14 protein-coding genes and 5 pseudogenes are annotated in these 18,290 nt (G+C 59.7%); 5 read left to right on the top strand and 14 right to left on the bottom strand.

The features are described from left to right. Positions 1-500: 500 nt before the first annotated feature. The 7 genes and pseudogenes from NKK47_RS19795 to NKK47_RS19765 form a co-directional block, all read right to left on the bottom strand. Positions 501-1,328, bottom strand: a complete 828-nt coding sequence (locus NKK47_RS19795; RefSeq protein WP_352577978.1) for a hypothetical protein — start codon at positions 1,326-1,328, stop codon at positions 501-503. A 225-nt stretch (positions 1,329-1,553) separates the two neighbouring features. Then, a complete protein-coding gene (locus NKK47_RS19790; protein WP_352577977.1) occupies positions 1,554-2,297 on the bottom strand; it encodes a hypothetical protein in 744 nt (247 codons plus the stop codon). A gap of 37 nt (positions 2,298-2,334) precedes the next feature. Next, positions 2,335-2,457 (bottom strand): hypothetical protein, encoded by a 123-nt coding sequence (locus NKK47_RS19785; RefSeq protein WP_352577976.1) that lies wholly within the window; start codon positions 2,455-2,457, stop codon positions 2,335-2,337. Between the two features lie 15 nt (positions 2,458-2,472). Next, a complete protein-coding gene (locus NKK47_RS19780) occupies positions 2,473-4,005 on the bottom strand; it encodes a Fic family protein (protein ID WP_352577975.1) in 1,533 nt (510 codons plus the stop codon). Between the two features lie 403 nt (positions 4,006-4,408). Continuing rightward, a pseudogene (locus tag NKK47_RS19775) lies at positions 4,409-4,618 on the bottom strand (bifunctional hydroxymethylpyrimidine kinase/phosphomethylpyrimidine kinase); the annotation flags it as partial. Positions 4,619-4,632: 14 nt separating this feature from the next. Next, on the bottom strand, positions 4,633-5,793 hold the full coding sequence (locus NKK47_RS19770) for a porin (RefSeq protein ID WP_352577974.1): 1,161 nt from the start codon (positions 5,791-5,793) through the stop codon (positions 4,633-4,635). A 162-nt stretch (positions 5,794-5,955) separates the two neighbouring features. After that, positions 5,956-6,321 (bottom strand): hypothetical protein, encoded by a 366-nt coding sequence (locus tag NKK47_RS19765; RefSeq protein WP_352577973.1) that lies wholly within the window; start codon positions 6,319-6,321, stop codon positions 5,956-5,958. A gap of 516 nt (positions 6,322-6,837) precedes the next feature. Here NKK47_RS19765 and hemN point away from each other — a divergent pair. After that, complete coding sequence (gene hemN, locus NKK47_RS19760) at positions 6,838-8,178, top strand: oxygen-independent coproporphyrinogen III oxidase (RefSeq protein ID WP_352577972.1); 1,341 nt, start codon at positions 6,838-6,840, stop codon at positions 8,176-8,178. Between the two features lie 227 nt (positions 8,179-8,405). Here the strand turns inward: hemN and NKK47_RS19755 are convergent. Beyond that, a pseudogene (locus tag NKK47_RS19755) lies at positions 8,406-8,745 on the bottom strand (PIN domain-containing protein); the annotation flags it as partial. A gap of 734 nt (positions 8,746-9,479) precedes the next feature. Between NKK47_RS19755 and NKK47_RS19750 the strand changes: the two are divergent. After that, positions 9,480-10,166, top strand: coding sequence for an isopentenyl transferase family protein (locus tag NKK47_RS19750; protein WP_352577971.1), 687 nt, complete (start codon positions 9,480-9,482; stop codon positions 10,164-10,166). Between the two features lie 166 nt (positions 10,167-10,332). On the opposite strand, the gene NKK47_RS19745 is transcribed toward NKK47_RS19750, so the two are convergent. After that, entirely contained in the window at positions 10,333-10,617 is a 285-nt protein-coding gene (locus tag NKK47_RS19745; RefSeq protein WP_352452632.1) for a hypothetical protein, read from the bottom strand. Between the two features lie 119 nt (positions 10,618-10,736). Here NKK47_RS19745 and NKK47_RS19740 point away from each other — a divergent pair. Then, a pseudogene (locus NKK47_RS19740) lies at positions 10,737-11,105 on the top strand (transposase); the annotation flags it as partial. Between the two features lie 4 nt (positions 11,106-11,109). On the opposite strand, the gene NKK47_RS19735 reads toward NKK47_RS19740, so the two are convergent. Then, complete coding sequence (locus tag NKK47_RS19735) at positions 11,110-12,072, bottom strand: NUDIX hydrolase (protein WP_352577970.1); 963 nt, start codon at positions 12,070-12,072, stop codon at positions 11,110-11,112. Positions 12,073-12,219: 147 nt separating this feature from the next. Between NKK47_RS19735 and NKK47_RS19730 the strand changes: the two are divergent. Beyond that, a pseudogene (locus tag NKK47_RS19730) lies at positions 12,220-12,437 on the top strand (3-methyl-2-oxobutanoate hydroxymethyltransferase); the annotation flags it as partial. Between the two features lie 279 nt (positions 12,438-12,716). Beyond that, positions 12,717-13,364, top strand: a complete 648-nt coding sequence (locus NKK47_RS19725) for a cold-shock protein (RefSeq protein WP_352577969.1) — start codon at positions 12,717-12,719, stop codon at positions 13,362-13,364. Here the strand turns inward: NKK47_RS19725 and NKK47_RS19720 are convergent. The 4 genes and pseudogenes from NKK47_RS19720 to NKK47_RS19705 form a co-directional block, all read right to left on the bottom strand. Beyond that, a pseudogene (locus tag NKK47_RS19720) lies at positions 13,339-13,909 on the bottom strand (ABC transporter transmembrane domain-containing protein); the annotation flags it as partial. The gene NKK47_RS19725 and the pseudogene NKK47_RS19720 sit on opposite strands and share 26 nt — an antisense overlap. A 12-nt stretch (positions 13,910-13,921) precedes the next feature. Continuing rightward, positions 13,922-15,577, bottom strand: a complete 1,656-nt coding sequence (locus NKK47_RS19715) for an MFS transporter (protein WP_502905017.1) — start codon at positions 15,575-15,577, stop codon at positions 13,922-13,924. A gap of 356 nt (positions 15,578-15,933) precedes the next feature. Further along, complete coding sequence (locus NKK47_RS19710) at positions 15,934-16,125, bottom strand: hypothetical protein (protein ID WP_352577967.1); 192 nt, start codon at positions 16,123-16,125, stop codon at positions 15,934-15,936. A 1,040-nt stretch (positions 16,126-17,165) separates the two neighbouring features. Further along, positions 17,166-18,248 carry an HPP family protein gene (locus NKK47_RS19705; protein WP_352577966.1) on the bottom strand — a complete coding sequence of 361 codons (1,083 nt, stop codon included), beginning with the start codon at positions 18,246-18,248 and terminating at the stop codon, positions 17,166-17,168. Between the last annotated feature and the right edge of the window lie 42 nt (positions 18,249-18,290).

Here is an 18,290-nt window from a genome sequence, read left to right as displayed (position 1 = left end):
ACTCGTCCTACTGAATTTGTCATTTCGCGTTCTCCACAGATTGTTGCAGCTTTCGAACCAAGTAATATGGTTGCTTGTCCACCGACCGGACAATCTCGGTGGCCGTGAAGATACTGTTTTGAGCCGATATGGCTGTGTCGAACAAACAAGATGGGCGCTCTTCTTGCCATTGCCTTTAGCCGAAATTGCACGCAGTTCGGCGGGTCGGAGAATAAGCCACGGTTCGGACCCCACTGACTCAAACGTTGCAATAAGCCTACCATTCACAGCGAACCGGAGTTGCTAAGAGTCTATGAATTTCCTTGAAGGATCTGTTGCAACGTTTGCGCAGCCCGGTCTTGCTCCCGGCTTGCAGCGGTCAATCTCGTGCAGACTGACCGTGATGCAAAGATGACAAGGAAGGTTCGCTTTCAATCCGATCTTCTTCCTGGCCAAGTAGTTCGTAGTCTCATAACTGTGGCCTAGACAAAAGCTGGGCTAATCAGCGAGGTATGATGTCGTTAGCGTGGTTGGGCCACCAGCAGGTCGACGCCAAGATCGACACGCGCAATTTCCCGCGCTCCGAGAATGTCAGTGACTGCGCGCTCTTCCTCGGGCGGTCTGGCTGCGCCGTCTAGAATCTGAATGCGTCTCGCGCCGACCCGTTCAGCAATGAGCTGTTCGGCTTGCCGCATTGACGGCGAAGCAAGCTCAAGTACGTTTTCGCGCATCTCACGCGCCGCCTCCCCAACTTCCGCAAAACGCTTCTCGGCGAACTGCTCCTTAAAGAGCGCAGCGAGATCATCAAATGTTTGAACTTTGGTGGGCTTGGGTTTCGAGCAAAAATATCCAGTTGCCAGTCCAGGTTTATAGGCAAGGCTGTACGCTTTGTCGTCTGGCAAGGGCCCAATATCCCCTGGTGAGACGAAAATGGACTGCCGTGCTACGGTTGCTCCATTATAAGAGCGGTCGAAATCGCTGATGTTTGCAATACAAGGAGCCGCATAGAAGACGTTTGACGGATAGCGCGCCTCAAGCCGAAGAAGCAGTTCATGCTGACGCGACACATCCCTGCGCATCATCGCAATCCGAAAAAATGGTATCGACAAACCGGGACAATGTCCGCTCGCAATCTCAAACGCAGTTCCTCGCTTCATCAGCTCCGGAAGCTTGTACTGGAAAAACAGCGGAACCCCTGGGAAATTGATGCGGATGTCAAAGCCAGAATGCCCCTCCTGTATGAGGTTTGGAAAGACCGGCGCGCCTACAGGTGCGGCTGACGATGACCGGATAAGGTTTTCGGTGAAGGCATACCCAAATGAGAACTCCGTGTAGCCACCTTCATTCAATTCTGCTTTCGTGCTGAAGTTTATCCGGGGCTCTTTGCCTGCAGCCGAGCAGACCATATAACAGAAAAAACTATGTATCCTTGCGATAGTCTGAGCTTATCGATTCCTCGGATAGATATTTAAAGAGCTCACCCACTCTTCTGGCTGCTAGAATGGGAATGGGAAGCTTCTGATTGATCTGGGTCGAGTTCCAGTTGATTTTGGTAAGCGACAAAACCTCCTGCGCTATCTCAGCGATTCCCGGCGCAGATCGCCGACAAGTTTCGGGCTTCGCGAACAGCGCCAGAGTGCGTAGCCGATATCTTCAACCGGGGCGGCGGCTTCTCCCTCGCCAGTGCCGAGCGCGATCATATGCGTTGCGCATTCGGCCAGCGCGCCGTCAAGGCGCCCCGCTTCCGTCGCGCTGCCGTAAAGGTCCAGGAACCACGCCAGCGAATAAGACCAGTCGGCAGGCAAGTCCTGCCCATTGTGATCCCTTGCGACGACGGCCACGACGGCGTTGCGGCCTTCGGGCGTGCGGGGCTCTATCCCAAGGATCGGGTATAATTCGGGTGTCGGCTGCTGAAGGATACGCGCCGGCACAAGCGACAGTGCTTTCTCCAGCGAGGGAGGAAAATCCTCCAGTTCTTCGGCCAGTTCGGCAGCTTCTCTCCTTCGTCCCTCGCGGCGCGCTTCTACATATTCTGCCGCAATCACGGCAACGGTGCGCTGCGCCCGTTCAGCGGTGCTGGTGGCAATCAGCTCGGCCGGAATGTCACCATCCTTGATTGCCCAGTGCGTACGGTGCTGTTCGAACTGTTGAATGCCCAGCCGGTCCGCAATTCTCAACACCGCTGACCGGTCGAGAAAGGCATGTTTCGGATCGGGCTCGAAGGTGAAGGCCAGTTCGTGTCCGCGCCGAACGATATTGCGTATGCGGCTGTGCCGGACCACGCGCGCGTGCGGGCCTCCCGCCCCGACTTCGTACATCAAAAGCGCCGGGATTTCCTCCAGCCGGCGCAATGTTTCAGGGCGTGAGGTCGATAGCCTCGGCCTCGGCGCCGCTAGATTCCTTGAACCGGTCAATGGTTGACGTGAACGGCGGCGTTTCCCACCACTCGCCGTGGCCCGAGACAAGCAAGTTAAACATGGCACACCACCGACCTCACGCCGCCTTCTCCATAGACCACTTCACCCGTTCGGCGAGAAAGGCGGCGAACGTTTTCACATTCATATTGCCGCTCGCCTCCTCCAGCCCTGCGAGGTAGGCCTTCCGGTCATCGACTCTGACGACTGTCCAGGGGTAACCGCCTGAAGCCAGCATCGCGTTCATGAGGAACCGCGCCATTCGTCCGTTGCCGTCCGGATAGGGGTGCACATAGCCCACAAGCCAATGCCCCAGCACGGCACGCACGGAGGCCTCCTTCTCCGCCTCCAGCAGGTCGAACAGCTCATTCATACCATCGGCCACCGCTTCGGTACGCGGCGGCACGTGCTGCGAGCCGCGCAGGTACACAGGGTGATTGCGATATCCCGCAAGCGCGCTGGCTTTGAGGATGCCGGCGGTCACTGACGGCGCGAACAGCTCCCGGTACCACTCCCGGTGAGTGTCCCGCGTCAACGCGCCGGCTGGCTTGCCGTTGATGATCGCGGCAACAGAGTCTTTGACCTTCTGGAATGCGAGGTAGTAGCCACGCGCGGCAAGCGCATCTCGGTTCTTGCGGTCCTCTTCATCAATCTCCGGATTCCAGCTCCCCTCGCGCACCCGGTCGATGAGTTCCGGGGTGACGCTGTACCCTTCTATCGACAGCGAATGGTAGGCGTCGCTTTCGTAGATATCCTCGACGAACTTCATATAGGCGTCTTTGTCGGACGGCAGTCCGGGTGCCTTCGGGAATATCTCGATGATGGCTTCGCGCTGCGATTGCCAGATCGCGCGCAGGCGGGCGACCAACGGCGGTACGCCCGCCGCAATAGTTGTCACTCCAATTTGTCCCGCGAACGGATCGGATTCGCGCACGTCATAGCCGGCGGCTTTGAAGGTGGCCACGATGTCATCGGCAAAGGAGTCGCGTCCTACGCGACGGAAGGCCCCCGCAAGCCGTCCCGCCACGGCGGAATGGCCGCCATCAAGCAGCAGGGCCAGAACGGTTGATACGTCGCGCACCGACGCCATGGCGATCTGCATCTCGATAGGGGCGCGCTGGAAGAACGCTTCCGGCACCCGGGTAAGGGCGGCCTCGACAGTGAACACGCGCTGGCCGTTTTTCTCTGTCAGTTCGGCCGGCATCTCCTTGACCTTGAGGTCATAGAGCGAAGTGCCGAACAGCAGGTCGATTTTGTTATTCGTGCCTTTGGGGGTGTTCACCACCACCTGAGGCGGAATAGTGGGCGCTTCCGCGTGCAGAAGCAGCGACTGCTCCGGTGAGAGGAACCAGTCCTTGCCGAACCGGTCATTGCAGTAAAGGGAGCAGAACTCCCAGAAGCTCGCGTACCAAGGGGTGGTGTCTTGCTGCCGTGCCTGCGGGCCGGTCGACATGAGCCAGCCTTTGATAACATCGCGCAGGAACCCGTTCTGCAGCAGCCGCTCCCGGTGGACGCGGGTCAGCTCATCTGATTTGAATATGCGCCGCCCACCCTCCTGCAGCTCTTTGAGGACGGCCAGTGATACAGCGAGTTTTTCATGGGGCTTGGCCATGGCCGTGCCTTTGCAACTTTTTTAGAGCTGTGCGATCACAAGTATATAGTGCTGATAGGCGACAAGTCAATGATGCTGTGGAGTTGCAAGTTTTTTAAGTCGTGCGATAACAAGTTTTTTATGCGATAATCGGCAAATGCGATCATTTCCATACCCGCGCGAAGGATCGTTACCCGGATGGGCCGAGACCCATCTCCCCCGCAGGCTACGCAGGGGCTCGGGGCGAGCCTAGAGCCTGGCCCTCCGAAGCGCTTCGAAGGAGGACGCGCCTCTTTGAAAAACTCGCCCGTTGTGCATGGTGGGTACCCGTAAAAGCGAATTCTCAAAGGAAAGACGCTCCTTACCTCTCCCTCCCGCCACGATCATCACGGCCGCGCCCGCGCTCACTACGCCGCGACGCCCGCGAGATCGCTGCACGCATCTGATCGGCCACCAGACCGGGTTGCAGATGAAGGATGTCCGTGACGCTGTCGTGTGTTTGCACCGTCACCGCAGTGACGGCAAGGCAGCTGCGCACGCCCATGGAGGAGAGCGTCTCGATATCGCGCGCGATTCCGGCACCCCCACTGGAGTCCGATCCGCCGACGACAAGTACATGCGATGCCTGCCTCAGCGCCCTTTCATCCGTTAGAATGAGCGTTCGAAACGCAGGATTCCGCCGACACTGCTCTTCTTGTTGGCGTTGGTCCAATTCATGTTGGAAGCGCCGTCCACCTTGCCGACGGCGAAGTTACCGTATCGGCCATAGTCGAGTTCCGCCGTAACTGTGAAATCTGGAAGAAACGCATAGGCGACGTTTGCAGCGACACCATGGTTCTTGAGCTGATCACCGGAGAGCTGAAGGTTGAACGAAGTTGTCTCGTTGAGCTTGTAAGTGGCGCCAGCCCAGAAAGCCCAGTTCCCGCCCCAACTCTTATAGAAGCCGCGACCATGAGCGTCGATGGCGTTCGTGGAGTCGTCGTTGAGCTTGCCGTTGGAACCGTAGCCGAGCATTCCGAACAGCAACAGTTCGTTGGTGACATTGATGTCGACACGGACCTTAGCGGCCACCGATTCGTAGTTGCTATCATAAGCGGCAACGCCGGTGATCGCGCCCCAGCCATGTGTGTATTTCAAGCCGCCGACTACGTGCGGTGCGTAGCTGTCGATTGTGCCGACCACGCCCGAGCCTTCTTCGAGCGAAACCACGGCCGAAAAGCCGTTCCCGGCGTCGAAGTAGTACTGAACCACATTGGTATCGAAAGCGCCGTACGGAACCGGCGTCTGGTTGAGTACGTCACCCGCGCCGCCAATAAACATGTCGAAGGCCGACCAGTCCTTACCAACTCGGAGGCCACCAAGCTGAATCCAGGCGAAAGTCAAGGTGCTGTCTCCGTTGAAGGCATGGGACCGAGAACTGTCCGAAACCGAAGTGTGGCGGTTGCCGAAGTTCATGCGGGTTTCGGTGTAGGTCTTCAACCTGCCGAGTTCGGTCTCCTGGCCGGTCCAAGTTTTCAATGTGAAGCGCGTGTTGTTTTGCCATGTGCCCTGATGCTCACCAGTCCTCACATCCGAGGTTCTTGCGTGATCAACCAATCCGACATGGCCCAAGCCGACGTCGTGACGGACATAGCCGCCGATGCGCACGCAGGTCTCAGTGCCTGAAATGTAGACGTAGCCCGAGCCGTAGACGTCGCAGACTTTAACGTACTCAGTCGGGTCAGGCTCGGCAACGGCGGTCACGGCGCGAGCGTCGGAAATGGCAATCAGTGCCGCAGTTGAGCCGAGGAGGAGGCTCCTAATGTTCATTGTTGATCTCCGTTCAAAGAGTAAAAGGAATGGACGTCAGTGATGAACTCTTGCTAAGGAAACAGTCGATAACGATGCGCATTGAGTTGAATTTGAGCAGTTTTGATGCGCTCGTCACGCCAGATATTCATCAGAAATTAAGAATATGATTGGGTGTTATTGTTACAAATATGCGATTGTTATTACAAATATAATAATCGCCGAAACGACGCCATCCAACATTTCTGTACAAATCATCCCCGTCATCTCCGCTAGTTGTGGGCGGGCCGTCACAAAGGCTTCTACTGCAAATGACATGCCATCCTGACGACGCAGCTGCGGCTTGAAGCTCAAGTGTGCCGGCGGACCTTGGTTCGCTCTTCCTTCCTTTTTGCCTTGCGGATCAACCCAAGCACGAACGGCAAACGTTTCGGCTACGGTTCGTCTGTTCGCTTCGCGACAGTTTCGTTCAATGGCGACAGCTTTGTTTGCTGTGAGCCCCGACGTTGAGACATCATGCGGCGGCACCGCTCGGTACGACGCCGTCATTTTGGCGAGCGCGATGATCGGTAATCACGCGCTGACGCGCAGCCTTGCCTCCACCACGGAGTCAGTAGGCGCGCCGGCCTGGCATTGCGGCCGACCTGACGGTGGCGTCGAGCAGCCTCTCGTCCTGATAGACGGCGCGCCACAGCTAATGCTTCTTGCCAGCAATTCACACAACGAGCTCATCGAGATGCCAGAGATCACTATGGGGCTGCGCTAGCTGGCGAGCAAAGTCTGATCCCAACGCCGTGTTATCTCGTTGGATGCGGCAGCCGCGCTCAGCAGAATCTACTCGACCAGACGCAGGCTGAAGGGAAGGGATGGTGGAACCAAACGGTGCGCGTGAGGGTCGCGGCGGGAACAGCCATGGCCAGTCGCTGACCGTCCAGCCAAGACTGAACGGCCGCTATTGCTGAGAAATACAACTTTCGAGCCCAAAGCGGAACGGACTGACATAGCGCAAAGACACAGGCGAGCGCAGCGGTAAGGTTGGTGGTTATCAGCATGGGACGGTAACTGTTGCAGACCACAAAATATCGCGAGGCCGGCCTGCCTTGGTACACTATCTATCCGACTGTGTCGGAGTTCTCTGGGGCGGTCGGCGCCGAGGCTTATGAGGAATGGCTCAAGAACCTGCCGGCGGACGATCCGGTGTCGCTCTATTTCCACGTTCCGTTCTGCCGATCAGCTTGCTGGTATTGTGGCTTCCCCACCACCATCACCCGCCATGATGCGCCGATCCTCAACTATCTGGCGGCCCTGCGTGACGAGATCCGTTTGGTCTCGGAGCGAGCGCCGCAGACGCTGCCCGTGAGCGACATGCATTTCGGCGGCGGAACGCCGTCTCTCATAGGACCAGCCGAGTTCCTGGCTCTGATGGAGTTCCTGCGACGCCGCTTCGCTCTCACGAAAACAGCTACGGTTGCCGTCGAGATTGATCCGCGCACGTTCACGGCCGAGATGGCCGAGGCCTTAGGAGCAGCCGGCGTGAACCGTGTGAGTCTCGGCGTGCAGAGCTTCGATCCCATTGTTCAAAAAGCAATCAACCGGGTTCAGAGTGAGGCGCAGACGTCGGCTGCCGTGGAAATGCTGCGCCGGCATGGAGTAAGCCGCATCAACTTCGACCTCATCTTCGGTCTCCCGCATCAAACGGTGCAGTCCTGCGTCGAGACCGCGAGGGCGGCGGTCGCAATGCGCCCCGACCGGCTTGCGGTGTTCGGCTATGCGCACATCCCGTCGCTTATAAAGAATCAGCGCCTCATCGAGGAGGCAGTTCTTCCGGGCAGCGCTGCCCGCGCCGAACAGTATGCGGCCGTGGCCGCGACGCTGATTGCCGCCGGCTACCGCGAGATCGGGCTCGACCATTTCGCCTTGCCGGACGACGAGCTCGCGCTGGCACAGAAAACGGGTCGCCTGCGGCGTAACTCGCTGGGCTACTCGGCCACCACCTGCAGAACCCTGATCGGTTTCGGCGCGTCGGCTATCGGCCGCGTCGGCGAGGGGTACGTCCAAAACGAAGTTACACGGGATTCCTACATCCAGCACATCGCAGCTGGCCGTCTGGCGACGTCAAAGGGCTATCGCCTCACCGACGACGACCGCGTGCGAGCCGCAATTATCGAGCGACTAATGTGCGATCTCGAGGCCGATGTGCAGGCAATCTGTGCCGCCCACGGATCTGATCCGATCCGTCTTCTCGATTCAGCTGAACGCTTGGCGATGCTGGCCGAGGACGGGATAGTGGACTTCGAAAACGGTTTTGTCCGCGTACGGCGGGAGCATCGCTTTGTAATTCGCGCTGTCGCTGCCGCGTTCGATGCTTTTCTCGATCGGGATGGCCGTAAGCATAGCCACAGGTGAGCGCAAGCATCCAACCGGAAGCTAAACTCGACGCCCTTGGCCGAGGCCTGTCATGAAGCGCGCGTCAAGGATGCGAAAAGCAGAGCTGATCCGCCTATTTCATCTCATCTTCAATGACATCGACCTCGTGGCTGCCACCGAGGCGTTTCCATATTGATCGTGGTAGGTGCGGGGCATCTGGGTGTTTCGCCGTCAGCGCATGAATATCCCCGCCATGTGATGGGTCAGGAAATCGCGGTGGCTGCAATCAGCCCGTCCATCGATGACAGACCGCGGCCACGCCGCTTCGCGAGGCCCGTCAGGTCGCCCCAGGCCAGGGCAACCAGTTCGTCCACGGGCAGGACTCTCGGCTCGAAGCGCTGCGGCAGGTCCCGGGCGAGCCATCGGCCAGTGCGTCACGTTTCCGACCTTTGTCCATGAGGGCAGCGCCGCGCCGGATCTCGGCGATCGACACACCGCTGATAAATGAGCGGTCTTCATCGAGCCCGTCATCCATTCCAGCACGCGCGCGTCAGGGCTCGGCCTCGTCACCTCGGAGAGGCCATTAGTGTCGAGCAAGAGCCTCACAATGGCAGACCATGCGGTTCATCGCGTAGCCGCTCGATGTCCAGTTCGGCGTTGCGCAGCGGCGATGCGCAGCGAGTGCCCAGAAAACAGCAACCAGCTCCCCTTCCGGAAGATCGGAGCGGACGCCACGCAAAAAGCGCCAAATCCTTGGCGCCGGCGGTCTGTGTGTTTGCGCGCTGGCGGCTTTGGTGTACTCCTGTGCCGTTTCGACGAGGCTTCCAGCCGGACCGGCAGGGGAGGAGGCTTTGGCGGCGCGGCCGGCACACGGCCCACCTCGAGGACGAGATCGACGATGTCGGGCAGATCCTCGGTCGCCTCACAAATCGGTGAGGTCGTCGGGACACCGTCTTCCACTTTTGTTGATCAGCCGCCTTCCTGGCCATGTTCCGAGACAATAAGGCGCCCGTGCGCCGCCGCCTCGATTAACCCAAGACGGGCAAGGATCTTTTGCCGGACACAACGAGGTCACCATCCTGCGGTGCCGCGTTGCGTCACAGTCGGCATGAGATGTGCAAAGTGGACCGTCGTCAAACGTCAAACAGAGGCGTTGGTGACTGGACTGAACGACCAGAACGGGCTGCTTGCGCCCTTTCGGACTTCACAAAGTTCGAAAATGGCGTCGTTTCAGGGCATAATCGCCGCTTGTCAAAATGTTTGCGACAAGTCCTGTGAAAGCCTACCGAGTATCTTGTGCTTGGGGGGCGGTTAGTTCCGATAAACTAAGCGGCAAACACATGCTAATCTATTTGATTTACGGGCCGACCTGCAGCGGCAAAACAGACGCGGCAATCCAAATTGCACGAGAGACCGGATGGCCGGTCATTGCGCTGGATCGTGTACAATGCTGTCCTCAAATCGCCACCGGCAGCGGGCGTCCCTCGGATTCCGAACTGCACTCTACCCAGCGGATCTACTTGGATTCGCGCCCGCTAACCGCGGGCATCATCGACGCCGAGACCGCCCATCGTAAGCTGATAATGCAAGTGGATGAGCGTAGTTCCCAGCCGGGGCTCATCCTCGAAGGCGGTTCGATCTCCCTTCTCAATTTAATGGCGCGAAGTCAGCATTGGGATGGCGCTTTTCGGTGGCATGTAAGGCGGTTGCGGCTCGGCAACTCGGACGCCTTTCTGGAGAGAGCCAAGCGTCGGGTCACAGACATGTTTGTCACAAGAGAAGGACAACCTTCATTGCTGCAGGAACTTGCGGATCAGTGGAAGGAAGATGCAGTCCGTCCCACTTTGGAAGACGTTGACGGATATCGTTGCGCCATTCATTTTGCGAGAGAGCACAGCTTGGCAATCAGCGAAATGCCGTGCCTTCGCAAAGAGCTCCAACAAGATCTTGTAGAGGCGATTGCGAGAGAATATCTCGAATATGCGCGTTGGCAAGAACGCGACTTTCCACAATGGCAAACTGAGTGAGCAAGCCTCCCCGGACCTCGCCTGCGATGCGGGCACGGTAGCTCCTGAGAATTGCGCTAAGTGGTTTGCTGAAGCAAGCTAGTGCCAGGCGACATTAGGTCCGTGTGGCAGCCGAAGGATTGCTTTCGCCACGGTGACTGCGGAGGAGGCGACATGGCTGCACTGCTCATTTCAGGCATGGGACGGAATGTACCGATGACAAAGTGCTGCGCGCTTCGTAGCGACCGCTACCGTGGCTGACTCGCGAACTACTATCCGCCAGCCCAGTCTGTGGCGTCGTCTCGGCTTTCATCGCCACCGCCTTCGCCCAGGAAACGCCCGAGGCCGCAAGCGTCGCCGTGGCAGTGCGGCACCCGGCAAGATGGGTGGTCATCGGCCCTATCTGATCGACGGGGAGCACCGTGCTTTCGTCCTGGGCGAGGTTGAGCGAGATGCCAACATGACGCTTCATCAATTGACGGCGGCACTGGCTGAACGTGGTCTCCTGCGAGCGTCGGTCGCTTCCTGCACCGCGAGGGCAAGAGCTTCAAAAAAACAGTTCTGCCGGCCGAGCAGCTCAAGCCAAAGCTGATGCGCGGGCGTGCGCAATGGATGCGCTATCAGACCCGCATTGACCCTACGCGCCTGGTCTCACTGGATGAAACATGGGTCAAGACCAACATGGCGCCGTTGCGCGGCTGGGGTGTGCGCGGCAAGCGGCTGATGGCCCACGCACCATATGGCCATTGGAAGACGATGACCTTCATCACCGCGCTGCGGCATGATCGGGTGGAGGCGCCTTGGGTCATTGACGGACCCATCAATACGCAGGCCTTTCGCGTCTATGTCGAAACCGAACTCAACAAAACACTGAAGCCGGGCGACATCGTCATTCTCGACAATCCCGGTTCTCACAAGGGCCAAGCCGTCCGCGACATCGTCAGGGCTGCTGGCGCAAGGCGGGTCAAGCCCGCGAGAGCGGCAATTTTGTTCCGGCTATCACCCTCTCGTCGAGAACGGCGTGACGGAAGCGATAAAGTTGCGCCGGCCGGCCGCCGGTTTCCGCGGTTGCCTCACCGGTCTCCTCGACCAGCTCCTGCTGCTCGATCAGCCGGCGAAAGTTCGGCTTACGCACGAGCCTGCCGGCAAGCGCCTCTACGGTGCGCTGCAGCTGCAAAAGCGTGAAGACCGGCGGCATCAGTTCGAATACGACCGGCCGGTATTTGATCTTGGAGCGCAGCCGCGCAATGCCGGTCGCCAGGATGCGACGATGATCGGCGATCATCGATCTGCCCGACACCGAGGTGGGCGCAGCGGAATGTCCGGCGCGTATTGCTTCCTCCACCAGGGCGGCTTCGTAGAGCAGCTCATAACGTTGAAGCGCGAGTTCCTCGTTCCAATGGCGGTCGTCAAAGCCGAAGGCGATCGCCGCCCGCCGTCGTCGGTCGAGGCGTGTCGTACCGTCGTCAGTGCCATCCGCCCATTCCATCAGGCGCGGCCGCAATTCGTCCAACACGACCGCCGGTGTGCCGGAGCGGTGATCCTCCCACGGGAAATAGTCGTACCAGCTTCCCCAGTGTCGCCCGGCCGGGTCGCCAGCTTCGTCTTGGTGGGTGAGCGCCAGATAGCTGATAGAGACCACGCGGTCGTCAGCGCCAACCCTGTCGCGATCGGCGAAGGTGTAGAGCTGTTCGATATAGCCGAGCGGCTGGCCGGTCTGTTGTTCCACCCATCCCCTGAGGCCCGACTGCAGCGAACGGTGAGCAAGCTCGAACGGGCCGGAGGGCAGGGCGTTTGCCTGCGGGATGGTCAGAACGCAGGGGGCGCTGCTGTCCATGGCGACCACAACGGCGATCAAGTCCGCATTGACGTCGTTGGCCTTGCCTCCAGCTCCGCCTTTCCTAATCCCTTTTGCGCGATCGTCCATGGTCCCCGACGTCGTTGAGCAGAGCCCTGCCGCGTAGGCGGCTGAACCGATTGAATTCCGTTTTTGTCTGATAATTGTCGGCGCGTCAACACCACCCGTCGTGGCGATTTTAGCTCTTCGCAGCTGCACAAAAAGTGCCAACGCGACATCCGTGCTTGGGGAAGGAGGCCCATTGAGTGCGCCGATTCAAAGCTCGTCGATCGACATTGCGACGTTGTTCTCGTCGGCGACCAGCGCGGCATCGTTCTGCACGGCTTGGCGTCGACGCTGGGCGTGACGCTGGAGATGATGATCATGCACGGTCAGGCCTGCCCCGTGGCCTGGAGCCGGCGCAAATGGTCGTCGACCCGCCGTTCGGTTCCTTTTGAAGAAACCCGGAGCAGGCTTTCCGCAATGCCTGATAAAGCCCTTCCAGTGCGCCCGCGCCAGCATCATCGCACTCTCGCTCCAACACAACCTATGCGAGTCAGTAAATCGACTCGCCGGCACTATTGTTTCAGGGGAAATGAATCTAGTTTCAAAGGGTTCGGCCGATAGGCCGGGCACAGCTGCGGTCTTCACGGCCTTTTTGACATAAACGCGTCGCCCGATTGAGATTATCTTGACGGTAGCGCAGTGCGCCATCCATGCCAGTCGAGATGATCATGGGCAAATATCGAGACCATCGCGAGCCACGCCGGCATCGCTATGACGATGACCCCGTTTCCTTTTCGGAACGGACTTCCGAGCCAAGCTATTTTCAGCGCCCGCCGACCGGGTTACCAAGGGGCCGAACCACTCATGGCGAAGTCGGCACCCGAACCGTGACGGCAGATCCTGTCGATGCGGAGGTATTGTGGTTCACAGTCAGCAAAGGTTTTGGCTTCGTCAAACTGTCGGACGGCACGGAGGCCTATCTGCACGTGCGAGTGTTAGAGGCGGCCGGAAGCCGGGATGTTGCCGCGGGAACGCCTCTCAAGATCACGGTCGAAAAAAGTCCAAAAGGTCATCAAGTCGCGCAGGTGCTGGAGATCGGCGATCACCGCGCGAAAACTCCGTCACATACGCGCGTCGCTGGAGGGACCTTCGATGAAACCGGTGCGCAGTTGGAGAGCGGGGGCACGGTCAAGTGGTACAAACCCGAAAAGGGCTTCGGCTTCATTGCTCCTGACAACGGTGAGAAGGACGTCTTCGTTCATGCCAGCGCCCTGACGCGCTCAGGGCTCAGCGTGCTGGTGGCGGGACAGAAGGTGTTTGTCGAATGCGGGCAAGGCAAGAAAGGCTGGGAAGTCCGGAGCATTCGCCTTGCCTAGACGGCGATGCATTGCTCGCCTCGAAGGAGATGCCGGAGAGCGTCGGGCGGCAGCCCGAGCCCGCGTAGCAGAAACCGACATTGTCGAAGCGCAGCACGCCGTCGGTGACGACGAGATCCCTGGCGCCCGGCGCGTCCTCGATGTCAAGTTCGGCGTCGAGCAACTCGAACAGCCGCGTGCCGCAGGTCGAGGCGCGCGCGAACGAGTTGACCATCAATCCGAGCTGGCGCACCGGCATCTGCAGAATGGTCATGAAGGTGAGCAACAGGGCCAGCGTGCCGACGCTGATTTGACCTGCGATCACTTTCTGGCCACCGAACCAGAGCACCAGCCCCATGGCGGTCAGGAACGAGAAATTCATGGCGCTGGTGTTGCCGACACGGATGTCGACGCGCTCATTGGCGAGATCAAGGCGCGTCCTGCTTGGCGCGGTCGAACTTTTCCAGCTCGTGCGGCTGCGCGGCGAAGGCACGCACGACACGGATGCCGCCGAGATTCTCATCCATCACCCGGATCTTTAACGATCGCTGATGCCCCAGATATGTGCCGGTCGGGCTTCAATGACGGGGATGGCGAAAAACTGAGTGCTCGGGCTTGCGGGCCGAGCTTGTCGGCCGCTCGATGGAAAGTGTCATCTGAGGCGGGGACTCTGCCGCGTGCAACTGGAAGACACGCTCGTCCAGTTCCTTGTCTACTTCCGTGAGACGATGATTGAGGCGAAGGTAGTCCGTCCAGGTCGGCGTGCGGAACGTTTCTGTCCAATGCATAGGCTTCTGGAGGTTGCGCTGGAGCGTCCAGTTACGAGCACCGACGCGGCTGTGCACATGACGCCGCTGCCGCATGAGGTCGAGGAAGGCCTCGAGATCTGTCTCGGCTATCAGATATTCGACCTTGACCACGATCGGGCCGCTTCTCGGCTTCAAATTGACGGCGACAGCTGGGGCGTCGAATTCCTCCAAGGGATCGGGCTCGGAGTCGCGGCGCTCACGAAGAGGAAACAGAACGCCGGCTGCAGCGACGATCAGCAGGGCTGCAGCGGAGCCCGCGAGGGCCCAGGTCAGCGAATGGTTCTGGGAAACCGTGCCCCATACCCAGCTGCCGGCCGCGATGCCGCCGTCTATCAATGCATAGTAGATCGAGATTGTGCGCCCTACGACCCAGCGCGGGCTCGCCAGCTGCACGCTCACGCCAACCCCCGACCAGGCGGTGACCCAGCCTGCGCCGCCCAAGGCGAGTGCAATTGCCGCCACCGCGATCGAAGTTGTCAGTGCCAGGGAGAGAGAACACGCCGCGCAGGCGACGCAAGAGAGCCTCATCAGCCGCTCCTGCGACAAGCTCCGTCTGAACAGGCTGTTGGAGAGGCCGGCAAAGACGGCACCGGTCCCGAAGCCGGCCATGAGCGCGCCATAGGCGAGCGGGCCTCCTCCCAGCTGGTCGCGGACAACCACCGGCAGCAGCGCGAGTATGGCGATGCTCGCCAGGCCAAAGAGGGTTCCGCGGGCGATCGCCGTCTTGATTTCCGATGACATCGCCGTGAAGCGCAGCCCGTCATAGATCGCCGTCCTCATCGGCTCACGCGGCAGAGGCGAAGAACGAACCTTCCACTTGCAGCGCCAAATAGTGGCCAAGGGTACGAAATAGGTGAGCGTGGTCACCGCGAATGCCGCCATAAGGCCGAATGAGGCAACCACAATGCCGCCGAGCGCCGGGCCCACAGTCCGAACGGTGTTGAAGCCAACAGAAAGCAAGGTGACGGCCGCGGGAACATCGCGTCGGTCCACGATATCGCCGACAGACGCTTGCCAGGCGGGATCGTTGAGAGCGCCACCAGATGCGATCAAGAAGCTGAAGCCGAGGATCATCCACGGACTAACAAAGCCCAGCGCCACGGACGCGGTCAGCATCGCGGAGGCAATCACCATAAGGCAGCGACCGGCGAACATGACCCGGCGCCGGCTGAAGTTGTCGGCGAGAGCCCCGGCGAAGACGGATAAGACAAAAGCGGGCAGGTTCGATGAAGCCTGCACCAACGCAACCATAAGATCGGAGGTCGAAATCGTCGCCATAAGCCAGCTGATGGCAACGGTCTGCATCAACCAGCCGAGGCTCGAAACCTGGGTGGCGAGCCAGATCGAACGAAAGGTCGGCTGCATGAGGGGCGCAAATGTCGTCGGCGCAGCCAAATCTTCAACTGACCCAGCCACCCTAGTCATTTTTTGCGAGCCTTTGCTTTCCGTTATTGCCGTTTCCCATGTAATCTAGGCTGAACCGTGGCGGCTAGAAGAATAGAGAGAAACTGTTTGCCTTGCGGCACAGTTCCTCGTGATTAAGGGTTACGGCCGAGACGCATGCCCGAGCCGGCTCACCCCGCCTTCGAAGACATCACTGGGTGGAGCCCGGATTCTTGCTTGTCGTTTGACGCAGCATGCTTCATCAACGGGCACTTTGCCGAGCGATGCCTTTTCGCGAAACGCGACGATGTTCTTTCGTCGGAAACTCTCTCCAACGGCGTTCGATGCGCTGAGTCTGGCTTGGGGCGAGGTGAGGGCTTGCAGATCTTAGACAGGATTCATTCCTGATAAACGCAGACGGTTGCCGGGCCGCGATCGAAGAGGCGCGCGCCTTGCTGCTTCAGCTTGAACAAAAGTCTGACGCGCTCACACATGCCATCGACGACTTTCTGCTCGATCTGATGAGGCTGGCTTTCATTGTTGAATGTTATGGACGCGGCTTTGAACTTTTGGCGCGAACGCTTGCCCATAGAAGACTGGCAAAGGTCAGGCTTTTGTCGGGGGCGGTGGACTCCGCCAGGGGAGAAATGACACCCAAAGCCGGATGGCTGACGCGACGGTCGCCCCGCGTTCCGCACAGTGACGAAGGTAGCGGTACGGCTCTTCGGCAGATTGCGCATCCTCATGGTAGCGTCTGGCCGTTCCCTCTGATGCCTCGGCCTCCCACACCTATCCGAACAGGCCCGATCCTGGAGGGTCCTCGAAGTGGGCATGAGGGCGATAGGCCGCGTGGTTGGGGTACCAAGCGTAGGCGCGGTATTGGGCTGGAAATTGGCGACGCGCGACGAAGAAGTCCGAGATCAACTCATGCAATGGCAATTCCTAACACCGTGCACGTGTTGGAGCAGCCTCATCCTCTTTCAGGAACGTCATCAAGGTTATAGGATTGATGCGCGGCGAACCCTCGGAACTCAGGATCATGTTGACATCGCTGTTCGACAGAGCCGACTTGGCGCAAGGAAGCCACATCGTTTCGGAATTGGTTATCGCATGGTCTATCGTCGGCCTAGTCAAACCCTTGGCGCGGCGAGGAAGCGGCGGTCGTCGGCGTGATGCATGACGGGAGTCGGCGGCGCCCCACCATAGACGAAATGCAGGAACCAAAGGAAAGGACCACCTGCAATGGAATTGCGAACCGCGTCCTCGGCGTCTGAGCCGCGACCCTTGCCAACGATCACTCAACCCGGGACGTAGAGCTTCAACCCAGCCTTGGACACGCGAACCGCGCTACCATCGTTGCAGAGGAGCCGTCCACCAGATGGTTGCACTTGTAGTCCGCACGCCTTTAGTCGACATAGCGGACTGGCTCTGGCCACCGGCAAGGGTTGAAGAGTGTCCGTTGTTGCAGTCGTACTTGGCCTACGTGAACCAGATGCCTGAGCACGCGGTCGCGTTTCAGGGTTGATCTACTCGTAAAAAGGAATTGTCTTAGGCGGAAGGCCGCACTTAATACCGCTATCCTATTGGCGCCCCATCGGGGTCCCGGATTGAGCAAGTCCGGATCACTATTTTATGCCGCTGCCAGCGTTGTGTCGGCCATGTGCACGCGCGCTGCCGCTGCCAGCAGGTCGGTCTGGGTGATCAGCCCAATAATGCGTCGCTCGGTATCGACGATGACCACGGCATGGCTGCGGCCGTCGGTGAGCACCGGCAGCAGGCTCATCGCCGGCCTATCGGGAGAGGCGGTGCTAGCCTTCGACATCACAGCCCTCACCGTGTCGGTCGCCTTCGTCAGCTCGCGTAGGCCAACTACACCGACCAGCCCGCGCTCGGCGTCGGTCACCGGCAGCGTCCGGATGTTGTGATCGAGCAGCAAATGACGCGCGTGGTCGGCCGGCGCATGTTCATCGACCGAAATCACATCGCGCGACATGATGTCCTCGCACAGCAGGGTCCGGTGGGAGCGCACCATCGCCTGCAACTCGACCTGCCGTAGGAGCCGCTCAAGATCGTTGCGGTCGATATCGAAGGTTTCCTCCAGCGCGCCGAGCGCGGCATCGATATCCTCGGGCTGGAAGCCGACCCGCTCCCGCGCGGGCGGATCGATGGTTCCATGCGCGCTTTTAAGGGCGGGGGCCGCCACATGCGGATAGTTGCGCCGCGACAGCTTATGGATGCCGTAGCCGAGTGCGACCAGCACGATCGAGTTCAGCGCTACCGGAACGAAGGGATACAGCAAGCCCGAGCTGAAGACGGCCGGTCCGCCAAACACCGCAGTTAAGGCGGCGGCGCCACCCGGCGGATGCAGGCAGCGCGTGAACGACATGGCGGCGATGGCCAGCGCCACCGCAATGCCGGTAGCAAGAACGGGTTCATGCACGAAATGCGCCACGGTCACCCCGACCAGCGCCGAAATCGTATTGCCACCGATAATCGACCAAGGTTGCGCCAGCGGGCTTGAAGGCACGGCAAAGAGCAGCACGGCCGATGCTCCCATTGGAGCAACCAGCAGTGCGACATGTGGACCAGACCCGTTCGCCAGCGCACTGATCACGCCAGTCAATGCGATGCCGATCATAGCCCCGATGCAGGCGAGCAGCCGCTCGCGCAGCGTTGCACCGGCAAGGATCGGAACAAAGAGACGAAACGCCATGGCATACCCTTGGGCGAGTGGTCGGAACTCCGCGCTCCGCAA

Origin of the sequence: Mesorhizobium sp. M0019, assembly GCF_040323975.1 — a bacterium.
Lineage (GTDB): Bacteria > Pseudomonadota > Alphaproteobacteria > Rhizobiales > Rhizobiaceae > Mesorhizobium.
Note: the sequence above shows the minus strand (reverse complement) of the source record. Positions and strands in the feature narration are given on the sequence as shown.

What these genes read in the sequence shown, in the direction of transcription:
- NKK47_RS19785 (WP_352577976.1), bottom strand. Translation starts at nt 2,457, where the DNA reads ATGTTTAACTTGCTTGTCTCGGGCCACGGCGAGTGGTGGGAAACGCCG.
- NKK47_RS19780 (WP_352577975.1), bottom strand. Translation starts at nt 4,005, where the DNA reads ATGGCCAAGCCCCATGAAAAACTCGCTGTATCACTGGCCGTCCTCAAA.
- NKK47_RS19790 (WP_352577977.1), bottom strand. Translation starts at nt 2,297, where the DNA reads ATGTACGAAGTCGGGGCGGGAGGCCCGCACGCGCGCGTGGTCCGGCAC.
- NKK47_RS19715 (WP_502905017.1), bottom strand. Translation starts at nt 15,577, where the DNA reads ATGACTAGGGTGGCTGGGTCAGTTGAAGATTTGGCTGCGCCGACGACA.
- NKK47_RS19735 (WP_352577970.1), bottom strand. Translation starts at nt 12,072, where the DNA reads ATGGACGATCGCGCAAAAGGGATTAGGAAAGGCGGAGCTGGAGGCAAG.
- NKK47_RS19725 (WP_352577969.1), top strand. Translation starts at nt 12,717, where the DNA reads ATGGGCAAATATCGAGACCATCGCGAGCCACGCCGGCATCGCTATGAC.
- NKK47_RS19750 (WP_352577971.1), top strand. Translation starts at nt 9,480, where the DNA reads ATGCTAATCTATTTGATTTACGGGCCGACCTGCAGCGGCAAAACAGAC.
- NKK47_RS19765 (WP_352577973.1), bottom strand. Translation starts at nt 6,321, where the DNA reads ATGACGGCGTCGTACCGAGCGGTGCCGCCGCATGATGTCTCAACGTCG.
- NKK47_RS19710 (WP_352577967.1), bottom strand. Translation starts at nt 16,125, where the DNA reads ATGGGCAAGCGTTCGCGCCAAAAGTTCAAAGCCGCGTCCATAACATTC.
- NKK47_RS19770 (WP_352577974.1), bottom strand. Translation starts at nt 5,793, where the DNA reads ATGAACATTAGGAGCCTCCTCCTCGGCTCAACTGCGGCACTGATTGCC.
- NKK47_RS19745 (WP_352452632.1), bottom strand. Translation starts at nt 10,617, where the DNA reads ATGAAGCGTCATGTTGGCATCTCGCTCAACCTCGCCCAGGACGAAAGC.
- NKK47_RS19705 (WP_352577966.1), bottom strand. Translation starts at nt 18,248, where the DNA reads ATGGCGTTTCGTCTCTTTGTTCCGATCCTTGCCGGTGCAACGCTGCGC.